Here is a 17,016-nt window from a genome sequence, read left to right as displayed (position 1 = left end):
GAGCATATTTATCGGAAAAGTCCAGTCGAACGAGTGAGAGAATCTAATGGTGATTTCAGTTTGACGCATCGTTTACTGGTTGGTTTATGTGGCGCGCTTCATCAATCATCGTCGCTTCTCTGCGGTATTTTGAAGACAGCTGACGGAATTTTTCACTGAGTGTATGGAGATCTCGGGAGAGTGATTGTGAGCTTTGCACGTGCACCTTTGCGCTTTCTGCCTGGCGCGGGAGTTTTGCTTTGGTGCAGTGTTTGGCGACGGCTTTCCATGAATACGCTAGAGATTGAGCGCCTTCAAGTTCTGTAGACACAACATATGCCTGTTGTAACAAAACCTCAGAGACGTCATACGCGGTATTCATATGACTATTGAGCTGCACATTAAACCTTTCTTCGTACTTTGCCCAAAGCTCAATGATCTGCTTTTCATTAAAGTGTTTAGATAATAATGTTTGTGACTCATAGGTTGAGAGAACTTGGTTGAACTCTTTGGTGTACTGATTATAGCGACCTTCAAAAGAGAGCTGACGATCCAACAGCATTTGCCAGTTTTCACGGTCACAATGATTCGCTAGAGCGACCTTGGCACTCAAAGTTACGCTTACAATGATAACCTTCCCCCAAAAACTCATGACTTTCCTCTACTTACCGTGCGCTCTATTGAGAGTATAGATGAGCAGCAGCATGAGTTGATGTACACTTGAGACATACCTATAACGGAAGAGCTGGTGGATTTGATGAAAAAAGCGCTGATCGCTTTACTTGTGTTGTTGATATTGGGCGGAGGGGGAGGAGCGGCATACTACTTCTTGGTCATGAATAAAGACCCAATCCCACAAGAGAAAACGGAAGAGCCGGCGTTAGAAGCTACCGAGCAATCTGAATCTGACCTTGTACCCATCATGGATCTTCAGCCTGAACCAGAGCAGACGGAATTTTACGTTTTGGAGAGAAAGCTTGAAGTGGTCGAACAACCTGAAATTGATGGCTTGATAACAGATTACCTCTATAAAGGGGAAAAGGTGGTGGTACTCGAGAAACAAGGCGAATGGGCACGTATCTCAGACTATATAGTCCTTAAAGAAGGCGGCCCACAGACGGCGGAATGGGTCTCTATGTCAGGCTTATCGAATGATGAAGTCATTATTTCGGAAAAAGAAAGCAAAGAGATATTGGATTCCTATTTGGTTAAGTCTGATGACCTCAAGATCCATCAAGAAAAATTCCGTAATTCGGTGGCTAAACTGATCTCTGAGGGGGAGTGTGCCCCAAGTGATTTTGAAGAATTAGGCGGATGGGTGAAATCTGTTAAGTACAGTCACAGAGATGTCTATTTTATTTATTGTGGTGGGTTGTCCCTTGAAAACAAAATTTATCTTGATGTAAATACAAATGAAATATTTACGAAGTAAGATCCCACGCTCTATTTATTAATGCTATTTACTTAAGCCCACTCATAGATTGAGTGGGCTTTTTTTGTCTATTCATAATGCTCATCTTGCCCATTTGGAACGTTAATTATATTGAAGCTTATATAAAATTATTAGGAACCATTTATTAATAGCTAATAAGAGTTTTGATATTATTCTCGTGATCAATCATTTCAAATTCCCACATTGCATTATTCTTGAAACAAGCTGAGAGATATAGATTTATCTCGTATTAACAAAGGCTTATCTGCTTGATGATAAAAGTAAAATTAAATAAACCTTATTAATATCAGAGCTTTGCGTTTATTTACATATGCGTAACATTTCATTGGTTTTGGGATGCAAGTCTAGTTTTTAATCATAATACGAAAATATTTTATATTTGTAATAATACTTTTTGATTTTGAGCTGTAGGGTTTAATTAAAGCAAAACGTAAAGTTTAATTATCAACTAAGACATTATCTTATTAACATCATTGTTATTTAATTGCTTGTAAGGGATGGAACCATTAATGAAAAAGCTTGCTTTAATTACAGGGTCAAAAGGCGGTATCGGATCAGCAATTTCCTCTAAATTAGTTGCAGACGGCTATCGTGTTATCGCGACTTATTTTACTGGAAACTACCAATGTGCATTGGATTGGTTTAACGAAAAACAATTCACCGAAGATCAAGTGAGATTGTTTGAATTAGATGTTACCAATACTGCGGAATGTGCGCTGAGCTTAAGCAAGTTGTTAGAAGAAGAAGGCACGGTGGATGTGTTGGTCAATAACGCAGGTATTACACGTGATAGCGTCTTTAAAAAGATGGATGCCGAAGCGTGGAAAGAGGTTATCGAAACGAATTTAAACAGTTTGTTCAACGTGACTCAACCTCTGTTCGCTCCTATGTGTGAAAAGGGTAACTGTCGAGTCATCAATATATCTTCAGTAAATGGTCTTAAAGGTCAATTCGGACAAACCAACTACTCCGCGGCTAAAGCGGGAATGATTGGTTTCTCTAAAGCCTTGGCTGCAGAAGGCGCTCGTAGCGGCGTAACAGTGAACGTGATTGCCCCTGGCTACACTGCAACACCTATGGTTGAGCAAATGAAGCCTGAAGTACTGGATTCAATCAAGAATCAAATCCCAATGAAACGCTTGGCTACACCTGTTGAGATTGCAGATGCAGTGGGCTTTTTAGCGAGTGATTCAGGTGCTTACATTACAGGCGAGACATTGTCTGTGAATGGCGGCTTGTACATGCACTAATTGGCGAAACTCAAGGGATTGGAATGATGGAAAAAGTATTTATTGTTGCGGCTAAGCGCACTCCTATTGGTGCATTTACCGGGTCGCTAAAAAACGTATCTGCGGGCGAACTGGCTGGTGTTGCGATCAAAGGTGCACTTGAGTCTGTCGCTCTTTCGTTAGATGCGATTGATGAAGTGATCGTCGGCAACGTGATTTCGGCAGGTCAAGGCATGGGGGTTGCTCGTCAGGCTTCCATCTATGCAGGGCTTCCTGAAGAAACACCAGCATACGGTGTGAACATGATTTGCGGAAGCGGCATGAAATCAGTGATGGACGCAGCGGCGCACATCAAAGCACAAGATGCTGAAGTGGTTATTGCTGCTGGCGTTGAAGTGATGTCACAAATTCCTTTTGTGGTACCAGCGAGCGTTCGTAATGGTCACAAAATGGGTGATATCTCAATGAAAGACTTACTGGTTGGTGATGGCTTAACCGATGCGTTTAATCACTACCACATGGGCATGACAGCTGAAAATATCGCGAATGCGTTGAACATCTCACGCCTTGCCCAAGATAACTATGCGTTAGAGAGTCAACAGAAAGCGGTCGCGGCAATCGAAGCAGGCAAATTCACCGAGCAAATCGTGCCAGTTGAAGTGAAGCAGCGCAGACAAACAGTCACTTTTGATACTGATGAGTATCCGAAATCTGACGCAACATTCGAAGGCCTACAAAAACTTCGTCCGGCATTCGACCGTGAAGGAACCGTAACGGCGGGCAACGCATCAGGAATCAACGACGGCGCGAGCGCAATTATCTTGGCATCAGAGAGTGCAGTCGCGAAATACGGTCTAACACCTTTAGTGGAACTGACCAGCTACGCACAGTCAGGTTTGGACCCAAAGATTATGGGGCTAGGGCCAGTAGAAGCAGTATCTAAAGCGCTTGATAAAGCGAATCTCACTCTAGAAGAAGTAGATTTGTTTGAATTGAATGAAGCGTTTGCAGCACAAGCTCTTGGCGTAATGTACCAATTGTCAGAGCAGCATGACTTACCACTTGATGAGTTCAAGCCAAAGGTCAATGTGAATGGTGGTGCAATCGCACTTGGCCATCCTTTAGGTGCGTCAGGCAATCGAATTATTGTTTCACTCATCCATGAAATGCTTGAACAGAAAACGACTTATGGCGTTGCTTCACTCTGTGTGGGTGGAGGAATGGGAACCGCTGTTTTGCTAAAAGGTATTGAAGGTTAGAGCCTGATATATCGGTAGCAAGCTTAAATATCGGATCAGCTTTTCAAAGCATCGTGAGTTAATCGATGAGCGTTGGCTGAAACGATAGTGACACAAATTTATTAAACTATGTATTCATCAGGAGTTACTTATGTACACGGATATTTTCAAAACAATTACTGACCAAACTGAAAAGCAATTTGAACCGTACTTAAAGTTCAATAAGTTGGTTGCAAAGAACGTCCAAACGATGACAGAACTGCAAATGAATGCAATGCAGACTTACACGAACATGGGTCTTGCGCAAATGAAAGCAGTGACTGAAATCAAAGACGTGACTAGCCTAACGGCGTTCAACAGCCAGCAACTAGCAGCGCTAACTCAATTGTCTCAACAGATGATGAGTGATAGCTCAAAAATGCAAGCTGCAGCAAAAGAGTTCAAAGAAGATGTTGAAACACTAACAACTGAAAACTTGAAAACAGTTACACCTGCATAAATTTAATCGCCATCGAGTTAGCGCAGTGTTTACTGTGAGGCTCGGTGGCGATTTTCCGATTATTGGAGTCATGTTATGTTTCAACACTTCTTTTCGGACTACCTTGTTAAACTTCAACAAACGAACCAGCAATGGTGGGAAAGCTTTGAACAAAACAAGGAAGCCGCGCAATCTCCCCTAAACCAAGCGATGCAAGAATTGAACTTTGATGATGCATCAAAAATCTTCGAGCAAGCCGCTAACCAACCCGCCGTTCTACTTCAGTTACAATCTCAATGGTGGGAACAGCAACTTAAGATCTGGCAGAATGCCGCGCTGATGGGCAACACCGAGAGTGTTATCTCAGAAGACCGCAGCGACAAGCGCTTTATTGATGAAGCGTGGAAAAACGACCCGTTCTACAGCTTTATCAAACAATCCTATTTGTTATTCAGTAAAAGCTATATCGACACCATCAACTCGATCGAAGGTATTGACGAAAAAACCAAAGAGCGAGTGGCGTTCTTTTCTCGTCAGGCAATCAATGCACTTTCTCCAAGCAACTTTATTGCGACGAATCCAGAGTTGATGAAACTGACGCTTGAGCGAAATGGTGAAAACCTTCTCGATGGGTTAGAGCAGTTACAAGCAGACGTTGAAGCAAGCGCTGATATACTCAAGATCCGCATGACCAACAATAACGCTTTCCGATTGGGTGTGGATGTTGCGAACACTGAAGGTGATGTTGTCTTTCAAAACGAGCTGTTTGAGCTGATTCAGTATCATCCAAAGACACCGCAGGTTAACGCTACGCCTTTGTTGATCGTTCCGCCATTCATCAATAAGTACTACATTCTTGACCTTCGTGAGAAGAACTCAATGGTGCGCTGGTTACTTGAGCAAGGACATAGCGTATTCATGATGTCTTGGCGCAACCCAGGTGAAGCGCAGAAAGACACTGAATTTGGTGACTATGTCACGGAAGGCGTGGTTAAAGCTGTTGCTGCGATTGAAGACATCACAGGTAAAGAGCAAATCAACGCGGCCGGTTACTGTATTGGCGGCACGGTGTTGGCTTCGACGGTGGCTTACTACGCTGCGAAACGCATGAAGAAACGTATTAAAACAGCGACGTTCTTTACCACCTTGTTGGATTTCTCGCAGCCGGGTGAGGTGGGCGCGTATATCAATGAGACAATCATCAACGCGATTGAGAAGCAGAACGATGGCAAAGGTTATATGGATGGTCGCTCATTGAGCGTGACGTTCAGTTTGCTTCGTGAAAACAGCCTGTACTGGAACTACTACATTGATAACTACCTCAAAGGCAGCAGCCCGATGGAGTTTGATCTTCTGTACTGGAACAGTGACAGCACAAACGTGGCGGCCAAGTGTCATAACTTCTTGCTGCGAGAGCTTTATCTTGAAAACAAACTGGTTCAAGACAAAGGCGTGAAAGTGGGCGGTGTTTGGATTGATCTCAATAAGATAAAAATACCAAGCTACTTCATTTCAGCCAAAGAAGATCATATCGCGTTGTGGCAGGGGACTTACCGTGGTGCCTTGAATACCGGTGGCAATAAGACGTTCGTGCTGGGCGAGTCTGGTCATATTGCGGGTATTGTTAATCACCCAGACAAGAACAAGTACGGGTTTTGGCTGAATGACAACCTAGACGACTCGGCGGATGAGTGGCTAACGAATGCGACTCATAATGAGGGGTCTTGGTGGACACACTGGAATCAGTGGCTGCAAGGTTTTGAAACTGACGAAAAAATCGAACCTTTCAATCAAGGCTCAGAGCTTAATCCTGTGATAGGCAAAGCGCCAGGCAACTATGTAAAACAGGTGCTGCCGCTTGTCGATCAAGAGCAGGTTGATAAAGAGACCGCAGAGAAAGAAGCGCCAGAAAACGAAGTTTAGGGCGTTAAGTCACATTCAATTATAAAGATACACAACGTCAGATAATAAAAAAGCCACTGAAATCAGTGGCTTTTTCGTATCAACTCATATCAGAATTATCTGGTAGAAGTTGATGTAATCTCGATTGTTAATCGATTTCTTTGTCTTTACCCATAGATAAAATCCAAAGAGATACGGCTGCAACACCTGCGAAGCCGCCAAGAATGATAACTGGCATAGCGCTGTAACCTAGGATGTGCCAAATTACGCTTTCTAAAGTACTCATTCAATCGCTCCTTATTGCCAGCCTTCAACGCCGTGCATGTCTGGTAGTTTGTGTGCAATACCTTTGTGACAGTCTACACACGTTTTTTCACCAGAAGCTAGCGCAGTCGAGTGTTGTTTCGCACTACGAGGGCTCTGCTCTGAGAAGTCCATGTAATCGAACTGGTGACAGTTACGACACTCAAGTGAATCGTTCTTTTTCAATCGAGCCCATTCGCGTTCCGCTAGGTGAGCACGACGTGCTTTGAACTTTTCTTCAGTATTGATGGTTTTCGCAATAAAGTGTGCGTATAGCTCTTTAGATGCTTGAACCTTACGAACGATTTTATCTGTCCATTCATGAGGTACGTGACAGTCTGAACAGATAGCACGAACACCAGAACGGTTAGAGTAGTGAATTGTCTCTTGGATTTCAGCAACGATAGGTGCGTGACAGCCAGAACAGAATTCTTCCGTGTTGGTTGCCTCCATACCCGTGTTGAATGCACCCCAGAACAAAAGACCACCCGAGAAACCCAAGAACAAAACAACGCCTACGGCTGCTTTACTTGGTGTCGCGAGTCTTTTCCAAAACGCTTTAAGTAATTTTATCATATATAGCCTCTCTTACAGTCCGGCTACGATTAACGCAGTGAATCTACAGGTTTGAACTCGTTCTCAACTAGTGGCTTAGCATTAGCTTGAGGTACGTGACACTGTAGACAGAAGTAACGACGAGGTGATACGTCTGCAAGTACCGCATCTTCACGGTTCATGTAGTGAGTTACACTCACTTTAGTAGCACCCATTTCTTTTGCGTTTTTCCAGCTGTGGCAAGAAAGACACTTGTTAGCGTTAAGAGAAACTTCATAGCTACGAATAGTATGAGGCACTAGAGGTGGTTGGTATACGTAGTCACTCTCAAGTACTTGGTCACGAGGGAACTTTTTGAAGTCATCTGCTGCGCGAGTTGCTTCAAGTTCACTTGCACCACGTAGAGATTCTACGCCACCAATGCCGCCTGGGTTATCCAGTTCAGCTTCAGCTTGAACTGCACCAGCTAGCAAAAGACCAGCTGATAGTAGGGCAGTAATCAGTTTTTTCATGGTTAATTTCTCCGCCTAAAGGCTAATTCTTTGAGTGGACTACTTCTTTCAAAAAGTAACGAAAAAAGTAGTCGCAATATTAAATACGTTAGATCTTGTATCTAGGTTCGAAAAGCGCTTGGCTCTTAAGAAACCTTAGTGATCTTAACTGGACACTTCTTGTAATCCGTCTGTTTAGACAGAGGATCCGTTGCATCCAAGATCAACTTGTTGATCAGAATTCTTGCATCAAAGAATGGTACGAATACCAAGCCTTGTGGTGGACGGTTACGACCACGAGTTTCAACACGAACGCGTACTTCACCACGTTTGTTTTCGATAAGAACTTCATCACCACGGCGAAGACCACGAGCTTTAGCATCAGCAGGGTGGATGTAACAAAGTGCATCCGGTACTGCTTTGTAAAGTTCTGGTACACGACGAGTCATAGTACCTGTGTGCCAGTGCTCAAGAACACGACCTGTACATAGCCACATATCGTATTCATCGTTTGGTACTTCAGGTGGCGCTTCGTATGGTGCATTGATGATCAGTGCTTTACCATCTGGTTTGCCGTAGAAGTCCCAATCAGAACCTTTCTTAGCGTATGGATCTGAACCTTCTTTAAAGCGCCATAGTGTCTCTTTACCGTCAACAACAGGCCAACGTAGACCACGAACTTGGTGGTAGCGATCGTATGGTGCTAAATCGTGACCGTGGCCGCGACCAAAGGCTGCGTATTCTTCGAATAGACCTTTTTGAACGTAGAAACCTTGAGCTTGTGCATCGTCGTTAAGCTCTTGAGCTTCAGATAGTGGGAATGCATCAACATTGCCGTTTTTGTAAAGCACGTCGTACATGGTTTTGCCACGGTACTCAGGCATTTTCGCAACCAGTTCTTCACCCCAAACTTCTTCAATAGTGAAGCGCTTAGAGAATTCCATGATTTGCCATAGGTCAGACTTAGCTTCACCTACGGTTTTCACTTGTTGGTACCATGCTTGTGTACGACGCTCTGCGTTACCGTAAGCACCTTCTTTTTCGATCCACATTGCTGTTGGAAGGATAAGGTCAGCCGCTTGAGCTGTTGCCGTTGGGTACGGGTCAGAACATACAATGAAGTTATCTGGGTTACGGTAACCTGGCAGACGTTCAGTGTTGATGTTTGGACCAGCTTGCATGTTGTTGTTACACATTACCCAGTAAGCGTTGATCTTACCGTCTTTAAGCATACGGTCTTGAACAACAGCGTGAGCACCTGGTTTAGCAGGGATAGTGCCTTCTGGAAGTTTCCAGATGTCTTCTGCAATCTTACGGTGTTTAGGGTTAGCAACAACCATATCGGCAGGTAGACGGTGAGAGAACGTACCAACTTCACGAGCTGTACCACACGCAGATGGTTGGCCAGTTAGTGAGAATGGGCTGTTACCTGGAGTAGAAATCTTACCTGTTAGAAGATGGATGTTGTACACAAGGCTGTTCATCCATACGCCACGAGTATGTTGGTTCATACCCATAGTCCAAAGTGACATTACTTTGATGTTTGGATCGGCATATTGCTTAGCCAACTTGATAAGGTCATCTTGAGATACACCTGACATTTCAGACGCTTTCTCAACTGTGTACTCAGCAACAGACGCTTTGTAGTCTTCGAAAGAGATAGCAGTCATTTCACCTGAGTTAGGGTTTGCTGCTGCTTTCTGTAGTGGATCATCGTCACGAAGGCCGTAACCGATGTCTGTCGTTGCTTGCTTGAAGTTCGTGTGTTTGTTCACGAAGTCCCAGTTAACTGCATCGTTTTGAATGATGTAGTTAGCAATGAAGTTAGCAATTGCTAGATCTGATTGAGGTTCGAAGATGTAACCAGTGTCAGCAAGCTCGAAAGAACGGTGGTAGTAAGTAGACAGTACGTTTACTTTAACGTGTGGGTGGCTTAGACGACGGTCTGTGATACGAGTCCATAGTACTGGGTGCATCTCTGCCATGTTTGAACCCCACAGTACGAATGCATCTGCGTGTTCAAAGTCATCGTAACAACCCATTGGCTCATCGATACCGAAAGTACGCATGAATGCGCCTACCGCTGAAGCCATACAGTGACGAGCGTTTGGATCGATGTTGTTTGAACGGAAGCCCGCTTTCATCATCTTAACGGCTGCGTAACCTTCCATTACTGTCCATTGACCTGAACCGAACATACCAACACCTGTTGGACCGTTCTTCTTCAGTGCAGCTTTCCATTTCTCAGCCATTACATCGAAAGCTTTGTCCCAAGATACAGGTGCGAAATCACCATCTTTATGGAACTCACCATCTTTCATACGAAGAAGCGGAGTCTCAAGACGGTCTTTACCGTACATGATTTTTGAAAGGAAGTAGCCTTTAATACAGTTAAGGCCCTTGTTTACAGGTGCTTCTGGGTCGCCTTGAGTAGCAACCACTTTACCGTTTTGAGTACCTACTAGTACCGAACAGCCCGTACCACAAAAACGACAAGGCGCTTTATCCCACGTGATTTTTGTTTGATCAGAGCTAGCAATCAGGTTGGTTGCTGTTGCTGGTAGAGTTACACCTGCAACGGCTGCCGCTGATGCAGCTGCGTTTGCTTTCACAAACGCACGTCTTGTCATTTTCATACTTCACCCTCAAGTTGAGAATTGTTGCTTCCAGTTTCTAAATCCGTTTCGTCCAGTCCAGTTTCGATTTGGTGATAAACCAAAGCTGTCCCTAAAACGTTCGTAATATTATTAATTTCTTCGATGGTATCCGTTACAAAACCTTGGTTTTCGGTTTCTAGGACCACTATGATTTTGCCTTCAGGGCTACTGCCGTAAATCTCTGCATTATCGAACTGTTCGATTTGTGCTTTGATCTCGTCTAGATGCTCTGGGCTCACATGCACGACTAAACTTGATATATGCACTTCATTTAGTGCCATAAATTGCTCTCGTTATTTTTGTTTTATGCATTACTCACAAGAATAGCTGAAGTAGGGCAAACTGCTACGCAGGCTCCACAACCGCTACACTCATCTAACTTGATTTTTGGTAGAGCAACACTGCCTGCTCTAAGTTGAAATTGAATGGCCATAGGTTCACACATGTCACCACAGCTTCGGCATTCAACATTTTGTTGCGCTAAACACTTATCAGAGATTTGTGCTTTTGCTTGCCAAGGCTCTCCTTGCTTTGGCTTAAAAATGGGTTCAGGACAAACATCTGCACATTGATAGCAGAACGTACACTCATCAATAGAGAAATCGACAGTGGGAAAACCACCATCGCCTACAATGATTATCTTAGTCTCACAACTTTCGATGCATTTACCGCAGCGAGTACAGTCATCTGTAAAGCTTTCTAGGCTGTTAATCCAAGGCAAACGAATCTGGCTTGAGTCAACTTTTCGTCTCGAAAAAAGACGGCGTTTTGATAGATCTACCACTAGATACCTATAGATGTTGCTAAGATGTTGTAATTGTAGGTCATTATTCTATTAATATCTTGTAATGAGTCCTCATAAGTAGTGTAGTTTTAGAAACAATTGTATAAATACCCCCTAAGGGCTAATTGGGGGTATATATTGTCTTAGATCAATAAATTACGGAGCGAGTGATCACATATTGAATGGAGCTATGATTTTTGATGTGTGACAATACGATATCGCTGGCAAGTCATTTATCAATAGGAAGGCACTTTTGCTTATAAAACCGGTTTCATCTGTAACAAGTACGATAGCAAAATCTTTGCTCTCTATACTGCTGTTGTCGGTTGCTACGACTGGCTTTGCCATCTTTACTTTGGCTTCAAGTTTGAATGATGCGGAAGCGGTTAACGTGGCCGGTTCAATGCGAATGCAAAGCTACCGTTTAGCCCATGATATTCAAATAGAATCCGTCGATTACGAATCCCATATTCATGAATTCGAAAGTTCTCTTTACTCGCCATCCATGACCAATTTAGTCAGTTGGAATGTTCCGACAGACATCACAGAAGATTACTATTTAATTATCGGCCGTTGGCATGAGCTGAAACAGGTCTTGAATAGCGAAGAGCGCGATCACTATCTCGTGTTGGTTGAAAACTTCGTGGCTGAAATCGATGGCTTCGTTTATAAGCTGCAAGAGTTCTCTGAAGACAAGTTAATAAAGTTAGCGTGGGCTGGTGGTATCGGCCTTGGTGGAATTCTGGTCATATCTCTTTTTGTTGTTCACTTTGTACGTAAACAAGTTGTTAAGCCACTCCACGCGCTCGTTGGAGCCAGTCAGCGGATCAAAAACAGTGACTTTGAGGTAGAGTTAAAAGTCACTAACAACAATGAACTGGGCATTCTGACTAAGACGTTTAACTCGATGGCCAAAGATTTGGGCGTGCTCTATCGAAACCTTGAGTCGGTTGTCGACGCTAAGACGGTCGAGTTGCAAAACGCCAACCAATCTTTGCAGGCGCTTTATCATTCTTCACAAGAACTTACAGTTACGCGTATCGCCCCTGAAAACTTCCGAGCTATTCTGCAGCACCTGGTCAGTCTAGAAGGAATAGAGTCGTTAAGGCTTGAGATTGCTGATAGTTCGGGTCGTTCGTTGATTATGGACGAAGGGTATGATTCGAACTTAGACTATGAAAAGTTTGAAATGAAGTTGGATGATAACGAGCTTATCTTGGGCTATTTATATTGTTCTTATCATCATGGTCATTCAACCAAGACGCTGATTGAGAGCTTTATCCAACTGTTATCACGAGCGATCTATTATAATCGCGCGCAGAAGAAAGCAGAACAGCTTATTATAATGGAAGAGCGTGCAACGATTGCGCGTGAACTTCACGATTCATTGGCTCAATCACTGTCGTATTTGAAAATCCAAGTGACGTTGTTGAAGCGCGTGATTGGCAAATTGCCAGAACAACAGCACCGAGAGCAATCTGAACAAATAGCGTCGGAAATCGGCAACGGTTTAGCAGATGCCTATACTCAACTACGAGAGTTGCTCACAACCTTTAGGTTGACCATAAAAGAGGGCAACTTCGGAGATGCTTTAAGCACCATGCTTGAAGAGCTCAGTGAAAGAACAGATGCAAAGATTAACCTAACCAATAATCTTTCATCCATAGAGCTTGATGCACACAGTCAGGTTCACTTGCTTCAATTGATTCGTGAAGCAACAATAAACGCAATAAAACACGCCAATGCCGACTTGATAGATGTATGCTGTATCGATGAGGAAGGTGAAGTATTAGTCGTGATTAAAGATAATGGAGATGGCTTTGACTCAAGTAGTTCCAAGACGAACCACTACGGGATGAGCATTATGCAGGAGCGTGCGGCAAGACTGAATGGCGACTTAACGATTGAAGCGGCTCAAGGTGAAGGCTGTACAGTCATATTGAAATATAAAAGTTTGAAGGAAGTTAAAGTTGACGATTTGTAAAGTAATGCTGGTTGATGATCATCCATTGATGCGCAGAGGTATAAGCCAATTACTGAGCTTTGAAGATGAATTCGAAGTGATTGCAGAAGCAAGTAACGGTACTGAAGCAGTCGCTCTTGCCCATGAAGAAGAACCTGACTTGATCCTTTTGGATCTTAATATGAAAGGCATGTCTGGGCTTGATACGCTGAAAGCACTTCGTACTGATGGCTCAAGCGCTAACATCGTTATTCTAACAGTTTCTGATAGCCCTGCAGACATTGAAGCGATTGTAAAAGCAGGCGCTGATGGCTACTTGTTGAAAGACACAGAACCCGATGAGTTAATTGAACTGCTTAAGCAAGCACACAGCGGTGACAAAGCTTACAGCAGTGTGGTTGCTCGTTACCTAAATGATGCTGGTAGCCGCAATGATATCTTCGACCAACTGACTGAACGCGAAATGCAAATCCTTCAAGAAGTCGCGAAAGGTTACCGTAATAAGCAGATCGCTGATCACCTGTTCATTTCTGAATCGACAGTTAAGGTACATATGAAAAGCTTGTTGAAAAAGCTGCAAGTGCCTTCTCGCACCGCTGCCACGGTTCTGTATCTAGAACGCTATGGTGAAATGAAGTAGGGCTTGGTCCTTTGAGATAACACTATTTCAAGCCTTACTGTTATACATGTCTCGATAGTTTTAACTATATTGAGAAAGTGATATTAAAAAAGGCGCTGAACTTATTAGGTTCAGCGCCTTTTTGTTTACGCATTTTATATCTAGATTATCATATCTGTTTTACTGAGAATTAAGCTGCCATTGGTACTAGAACAAGCGTACCGAAGATAACCGTAATAAGACCACAGATTACGGGTACAGACGTACGTTTTACGACTTCAAATGGGCTGATTTTACCCATACCAGATGTCGCTACAATTACACCAGATACTGGTGAAATGGTACGGCCTAGGTTCGATGCTTGAAGCATTGGGATGATTAGGAACGCTGGGTTCAAGCCCATTTTCGCCGCTAATGATGGAGCTAGTTCTACGAATGCATAGAATGGCGCGTTACCAGAACCTGTCGCGATAGCAGCAGCCACCGTTAGACCTGTTAGGATAAGCATTAATGCGATACCGCCTGCGCCTGCAGATTCAGCAAGACCGATTAGGTTATCAATTGCACCGATAGACATTAGACCTTGAGCAAATACGCCTGCCGCAACCAACAGCATTACCACGCCTTTGAACGCGTCAGCCATACCTTGGTAGCAAGAGTCTAAATCTTCTAGTGTTTTCTCGCCGTCAAACTTCTTAACAACGTAATCGATAACTGCACCCACGAAGATAGAACCTACCACAATGGTGTAGATATCAAGTGAAAGCCCTGGAATCGTACGACCGTTGAATAGGAAAACGCCGATGATAGGTAGGAATGGAAGTGCAGCGTAGAAAGCTGGAGCCGTTGTTTCGATTTCAGAAACGTCTACTTTTTCCATTGGTGTGTTTTCTTTCTTATCTAGGTATTTGTTCCAGAAGAAAGCCGCACCCGCCATCACGATGATCGCACAGATAGAAACAGGCAGTACCGTTTGAACAGCAAACACATCAAGAGACATGCCTGATTTTTCTGCCGCGATAACCACATCACCAGACGTTGGTGAAAGAATGATGGCTGCAGGTGACGCACAAACTGCAACTGCCGCTGGGCGAGAGATGCCCATTGCCGTCATCATTGGGAATAGGGTTGCCATCAATAGCACACCAAGACCCGTTGCAGAACTTACAGCTAGAGACATTAGACACGCTACGATGTAAGCCGCAACAAGAAGTACATAGGGAGATTTGATAGCAGCAAGCGGTTTAGAGAACTGCTTCACTACCACGTTGTTAGCACCAATGTGCGTCATGTAAGAAGCAAAACCACAAAGAAGCATGATTTGCATGCCTAGGCCGCCCCCGCGGTACTGAAGCATGTATTTAACAAATTCTAGTGAGTCGGTAACCATGTTACCTGTTGAAGCGACTTTAGCTGGTAAGACTGTGTGCCCAATAAGGCCGGTGATAAGAAGTAGGGCAAGGCCAGCAGTTAGTAATACACCCGCCGCTTTATAGCCTTTTACAATAAAGTAACCAACAGCAATAGTAATCACTAATCCGATCAAGAGCTCTAACATAGAAATCTCCACAAAGTTTAAAAAATATAAGAAAGTGTTTCAGAATATGACAATGAATGTACAGAAAACTGCACTGTGGCACGAGGCATAGTTGAGGTTGATATGATCTAAGACAAACATTTTTTTCGATGTTAATTGTGGTTGTAAATCGTGATTAACTACTGTTGTTTAGATGTTAATAAACAAATTTTGTAACTCGTTAGAATATAACTTGGATCACCTTTGATTGTTCTAGTTGCATATGGAGGTGTTGTTTTATAAATCGTGAGTGTTTTTTGTACTTTGGAAGGAAACGTGTAACGAAGTGGGTATTTATCGGAGTAAAGAGGTGAGAATCTTAGCTTTTAAGCCTACTTACATTTAAAGATGACTTATGTTTAACGCCTACTTACTTCCCATAAGTAAGCGCTAAAACACAAGCTGGCACTAAAATATAATTATGTTTAAAAATATAGCGAGCGAGTTTAGTTTATATCAACGTCAGGAGTGTCATTTGAATACGTTGGCAGCTCAGAACAGATAACCTTCTTACAAAAATGAATCATCCCATAGCGAGTAATGAGTAAAAACTCCTCTTTATTCAATGGAATGTAAGGCATGGCGTCAGAAGATAGGGTAGACCCTTCACTTATCATCACCTTTTCGTAAAACGACAACTCGCGATTCGGGATGATTTGTTGGTGTTGGTTCTCATCCAGTGAGATGTCGTGTTGAGTGACAGAGTAAGAGCCCGACGACGTAAAACCGACTTGCTTAGTTGATACATACAATAAGTCATAACTGTCATTCTTCTTAAATTCGATGTTAATAGCAGACTGGTTATGAATCATATTATTGGATGGGTTAATAATCGACGCTGTATTGGCTAAATAATGCCCTTCAAGATGTGACTTGGGAATAAAGGTAGAAACCCAGCCGATTAATACGCCAAGCAGTACCACAAAAATTGCTGTATTCGTTTTATTATTCACAAGTCACTCCTTTAAATCCGGCTGGGAAGCTCAGAGATTTTCCTGAATTATCGATGATGATTTTTCGTCCTTTATATTCATATAGCGTTACGTTGAATAACTCATTAAATGTGAATTCATCGGATTCGATTTTACATGAGATAAAATGCTGACCCACGAGATCTTCGCCTAGGCTATTTCTATCTAAATAAGAAAACAAATAATGGGATAAACCTGCAGCCACTACAAATAATGTAACCAGTGCTAATAGACTGTTTGTTTTTTTCGTAGCGGCCGTTGTCTCGGTTGCTGAGCTTTCAGGCGCTGTGTTGTTTTCAGGTTGTGTCGTTTCTTGCTTTGGTTGTGATTGAATTTTACTCAGCGCGCGTTCTTTGTCTTGTGTCACTTGTCCTGCAAACCGGTAACCTTTACCGCGCTCAGTGACGATGATCATCCCGCTCTTATCTTCTAACGCTTTTCGGCAAATCGAGATGGTCTGCATTAGGCTGCCATCTTCAACATATATACCTTTAGACACCCACACTTGTTCAATAAGAACTTGGCGAGTGATCACCTCATTGGGTCTCGAGATAAAAAACTTAAGCAGCTCTGATTCATTAGAACCTATTGGGTAGGTACGGCCCGTCTTAAAGTGATGGATTTCACTCTCTTCTAAATTGACCTGTATATCATCATTGATAATAAATTCAGCAGACATCTGGGTTCTCATTGTTATAAGCGTTCTAACCTAAATATAACAAATCTTACAACAAACATAAACTTACTGATTTCATCGTCTTTGATGTTTAAGTGTCTGAATTTATTCTGATTATTAGCCGAATTAGATTTCCTTATAT

At 43.0% G+C, this 17,016-nt stretch carries 17 protein-coding genes; 7 read left to right on the top strand and 10 right to left on the bottom strand.

Annotated features, from left to right (window positions below; genetic code table 11):
* Positions 1–55: 55 nt before the first annotated feature.
* Positions 56–631, bottom strand: a complete 576-nt coding sequence (locus MSG34_RS00235; protein WP_248335937.1) for a hypothetical protein — start codon at positions 629–631, stop codon at positions 56–58.
* A gap of 96 nt (positions 632–727) precedes the next feature.
* On the opposite strand from MSG34_RS00235, the gene MSG34_RS00230 reads away from it, so the two are divergent.
* The 5 genes from MSG34_RS00230 to phaC all read left to right on the top strand — a co-directional run bounded on the left by MSG34_RS00230 (position 728) and on the right by phaC (position 6,300).
* Positions 728–1,411, top strand: coding sequence for an SH3 domain-containing protein (locus MSG34_RS00230; protein WP_050654114.1), 684 nt, complete (start codon positions 728–730; stop codon positions 1,409–1,411).
* 530 nt (positions 1,412–1,941) lie between these two features.
* Positions 1,942–2,682, top strand: a complete 741-nt coding sequence (locus MSG34_RS00225; RefSeq protein WP_048606360.1) for an SDR family oxidoreductase — start codon at positions 1,942–1,944, stop codon at positions 2,680–2,682.
* 26 nt (positions 2,683–2,708) lie between these two features.
* The gene (locus MSG34_RS00220) at positions 2,709–3,920 is read left to right on the top strand and encodes an acetyl-CoA C-acetyltransferase (RefSeq protein WP_248336493.1); all 1,212 of its coding nucleotides are present in this window, start codon (positions 2,709–2,711) and stop codon (positions 3,918–3,920) included.
* 130 nt (positions 3,921–4,050) lie between these two features.
* Positions 4,051–4,398 carry a phasin family protein gene (locus tag MSG34_RS00215; RefSeq protein WP_017062616.1) on the top strand — a complete coding sequence of 116 codons (348 nt, stop codon included), beginning with the start codon at positions 4,051–4,053 and terminating at the stop codon, positions 4,396–4,398.
* Between the two features lie 75 nt (positions 4,399–4,473).
* The gene (gene phaC / locus MSG34_RS00210; protein WP_248335936.1) at positions 4,474–6,300 is read left to right on the top strand and encodes a class I poly(R)-hydroxyalkanoic acid synthase; all 1,827 of its coding nucleotides are present in this window, start codon (positions 4,474–4,476) and stop codon (positions 6,298–6,300) included.
* A gap of 127 nt (positions 6,301–6,427) precedes the next feature.
* Here phaC and MSG34_RS00205 read toward each other — a convergent pair whose 3' ends face one another.
* The 6 genes from MSG34_RS00205 to napF all read right to left on the bottom strand — a co-directional run bounded on the left by MSG34_RS00205 (position 6,428) and on the right by napF (position 11,069).
* Positions 6,428–6,565, bottom strand: a complete 138-nt coding sequence (locus MSG34_RS00205) for a TIGR02808 family protein (RefSeq protein ID WP_010430103.1) — start codon at positions 6,563–6,565, stop codon at positions 6,428–6,430.
* Between the two features lie 11 nt (positions 6,566–6,576).
* The gene (locus MSG34_RS00200; protein WP_009845456.1) at positions 6,577–7,158 is read right to left on the bottom strand and encodes a NapC/NirT family cytochrome c; all 582 of its coding nucleotides are present in this window, start codon (positions 7,156–7,158) and stop codon (positions 6,577–6,579) included.
* Between the two features lie 29 nt (positions 7,159–7,187).
* A complete protein-coding gene (locus tag MSG34_RS00195) occupies positions 7,188–7,649 on the bottom strand; it encodes a nitrate reductase cytochrome c-type subunit (protein WP_017062614.1) in 462 nt (153 codons plus the stop codon).
* 125 nt (positions 7,650–7,774) lie between these two features.
* Complete coding sequence (napA, locus tag MSG34_RS00190) at positions 7,775–10,264, bottom strand: periplasmic nitrate reductase subunit alpha (RefSeq protein ID WP_248335935.1); 2,490 nt, start codon at positions 10,262–10,264, stop codon at positions 7,775–7,777.
* Entirely contained in the window at positions 10,261–10,566 is a 306-nt protein-coding gene (locus MSG34_RS00185) for a chaperone NapD (protein WP_019824440.1), read from the bottom strand. The genes napA and MSG34_RS00185 overlap by 4 nt, the downstream gene beginning before the upstream one ends.
* 23 nt (positions 10,567–10,589) lie before the next feature.
* On the bottom strand, positions 10,590–11,069 hold the full coding sequence (napF, locus tag MSG34_RS00180; RefSeq protein WP_048606369.1) for a ferredoxin-type protein NapF: 480 nt from the start codon (positions 11,067–11,069) through the stop codon (positions 10,590–10,592).
* A 253-nt stretch (positions 11,070–11,322) separates the two neighbouring features.
* On the opposite strand from napF, the gene narQ reads away from it, so the two are divergent.
* Both narQ and MSG34_RS00170 read left to right on the top strand, forming a co-directional pair.
* Positions 11,323–13,053, top strand: a complete 1,731-nt coding sequence (narQ, locus tag MSG34_RS00175) for a nitrate/nitrite two-component system sensor histidine kinase NarQ (protein WP_248335934.1) — start codon at positions 11,323–11,325, stop codon at positions 13,051–13,053.
* Entirely contained in the window at positions 13,040–13,672 is a 633-nt protein-coding gene (locus tag MSG34_RS00170) for a response regulator (RefSeq protein WP_008219279.1), read from the top strand. Before narQ ends, MSG34_RS00170 begins: the two co-directional genes overlap by 14 nt.
* 169 nt (positions 13,673–13,841) lie before the next feature.
* Here the strand turns inward: MSG34_RS00170 and dcuC are convergent, their stop codons facing one another.
* The 3 genes from dcuC to MSG34_RS00155 form a co-directional block, all read right to left on the bottom strand.
* Entirely contained in the window at positions 13,842–15,209 is a 1,368-nt protein-coding gene (dcuC, locus tag MSG34_RS00165; RefSeq protein ID WP_009845449.1) for an anaerobic C4-dicarboxylate transporter DcuC, read from the bottom strand.
* A gap of 464 nt (positions 15,210–15,673) precedes the next feature.
* Positions 15,674–16,180: a hypothetical protein gene (locus tag MSG34_RS00160; protein ID WP_248335933.1), complete on the bottom strand. Its 507-nt coding sequence runs from the start codon at positions 16,178–16,180 to the stop codon at positions 15,674–15,676.
* Positions 16,173–16,877 (bottom strand): winged helix-turn-helix domain-containing protein, encoded by a 705-nt coding sequence (locus MSG34_RS00155; RefSeq protein ID WP_122081016.1) that lies wholly within the window; start codon positions 16,875–16,877, stop codon positions 16,173–16,175. The genes MSG34_RS00160 and MSG34_RS00155 overlap by 8 nt, the downstream gene beginning before the upstream one ends.
* Positions 16,878–17,016: the final 139 nt, after the last annotated feature.

Source organism: Vibrio sp. 1CM2L, assembly GCF_023161695.1.
In the GTDB taxonomy this organism is placed as follows: domain Bacteria; phylum Pseudomonadota; class Gammaproteobacteria; order Enterobacterales; family Vibrionaceae; genus Vibrio; species Vibrio coralliirubri.
This window is presented reverse-complemented; position numbering and strand designations above follow the sequence as displayed.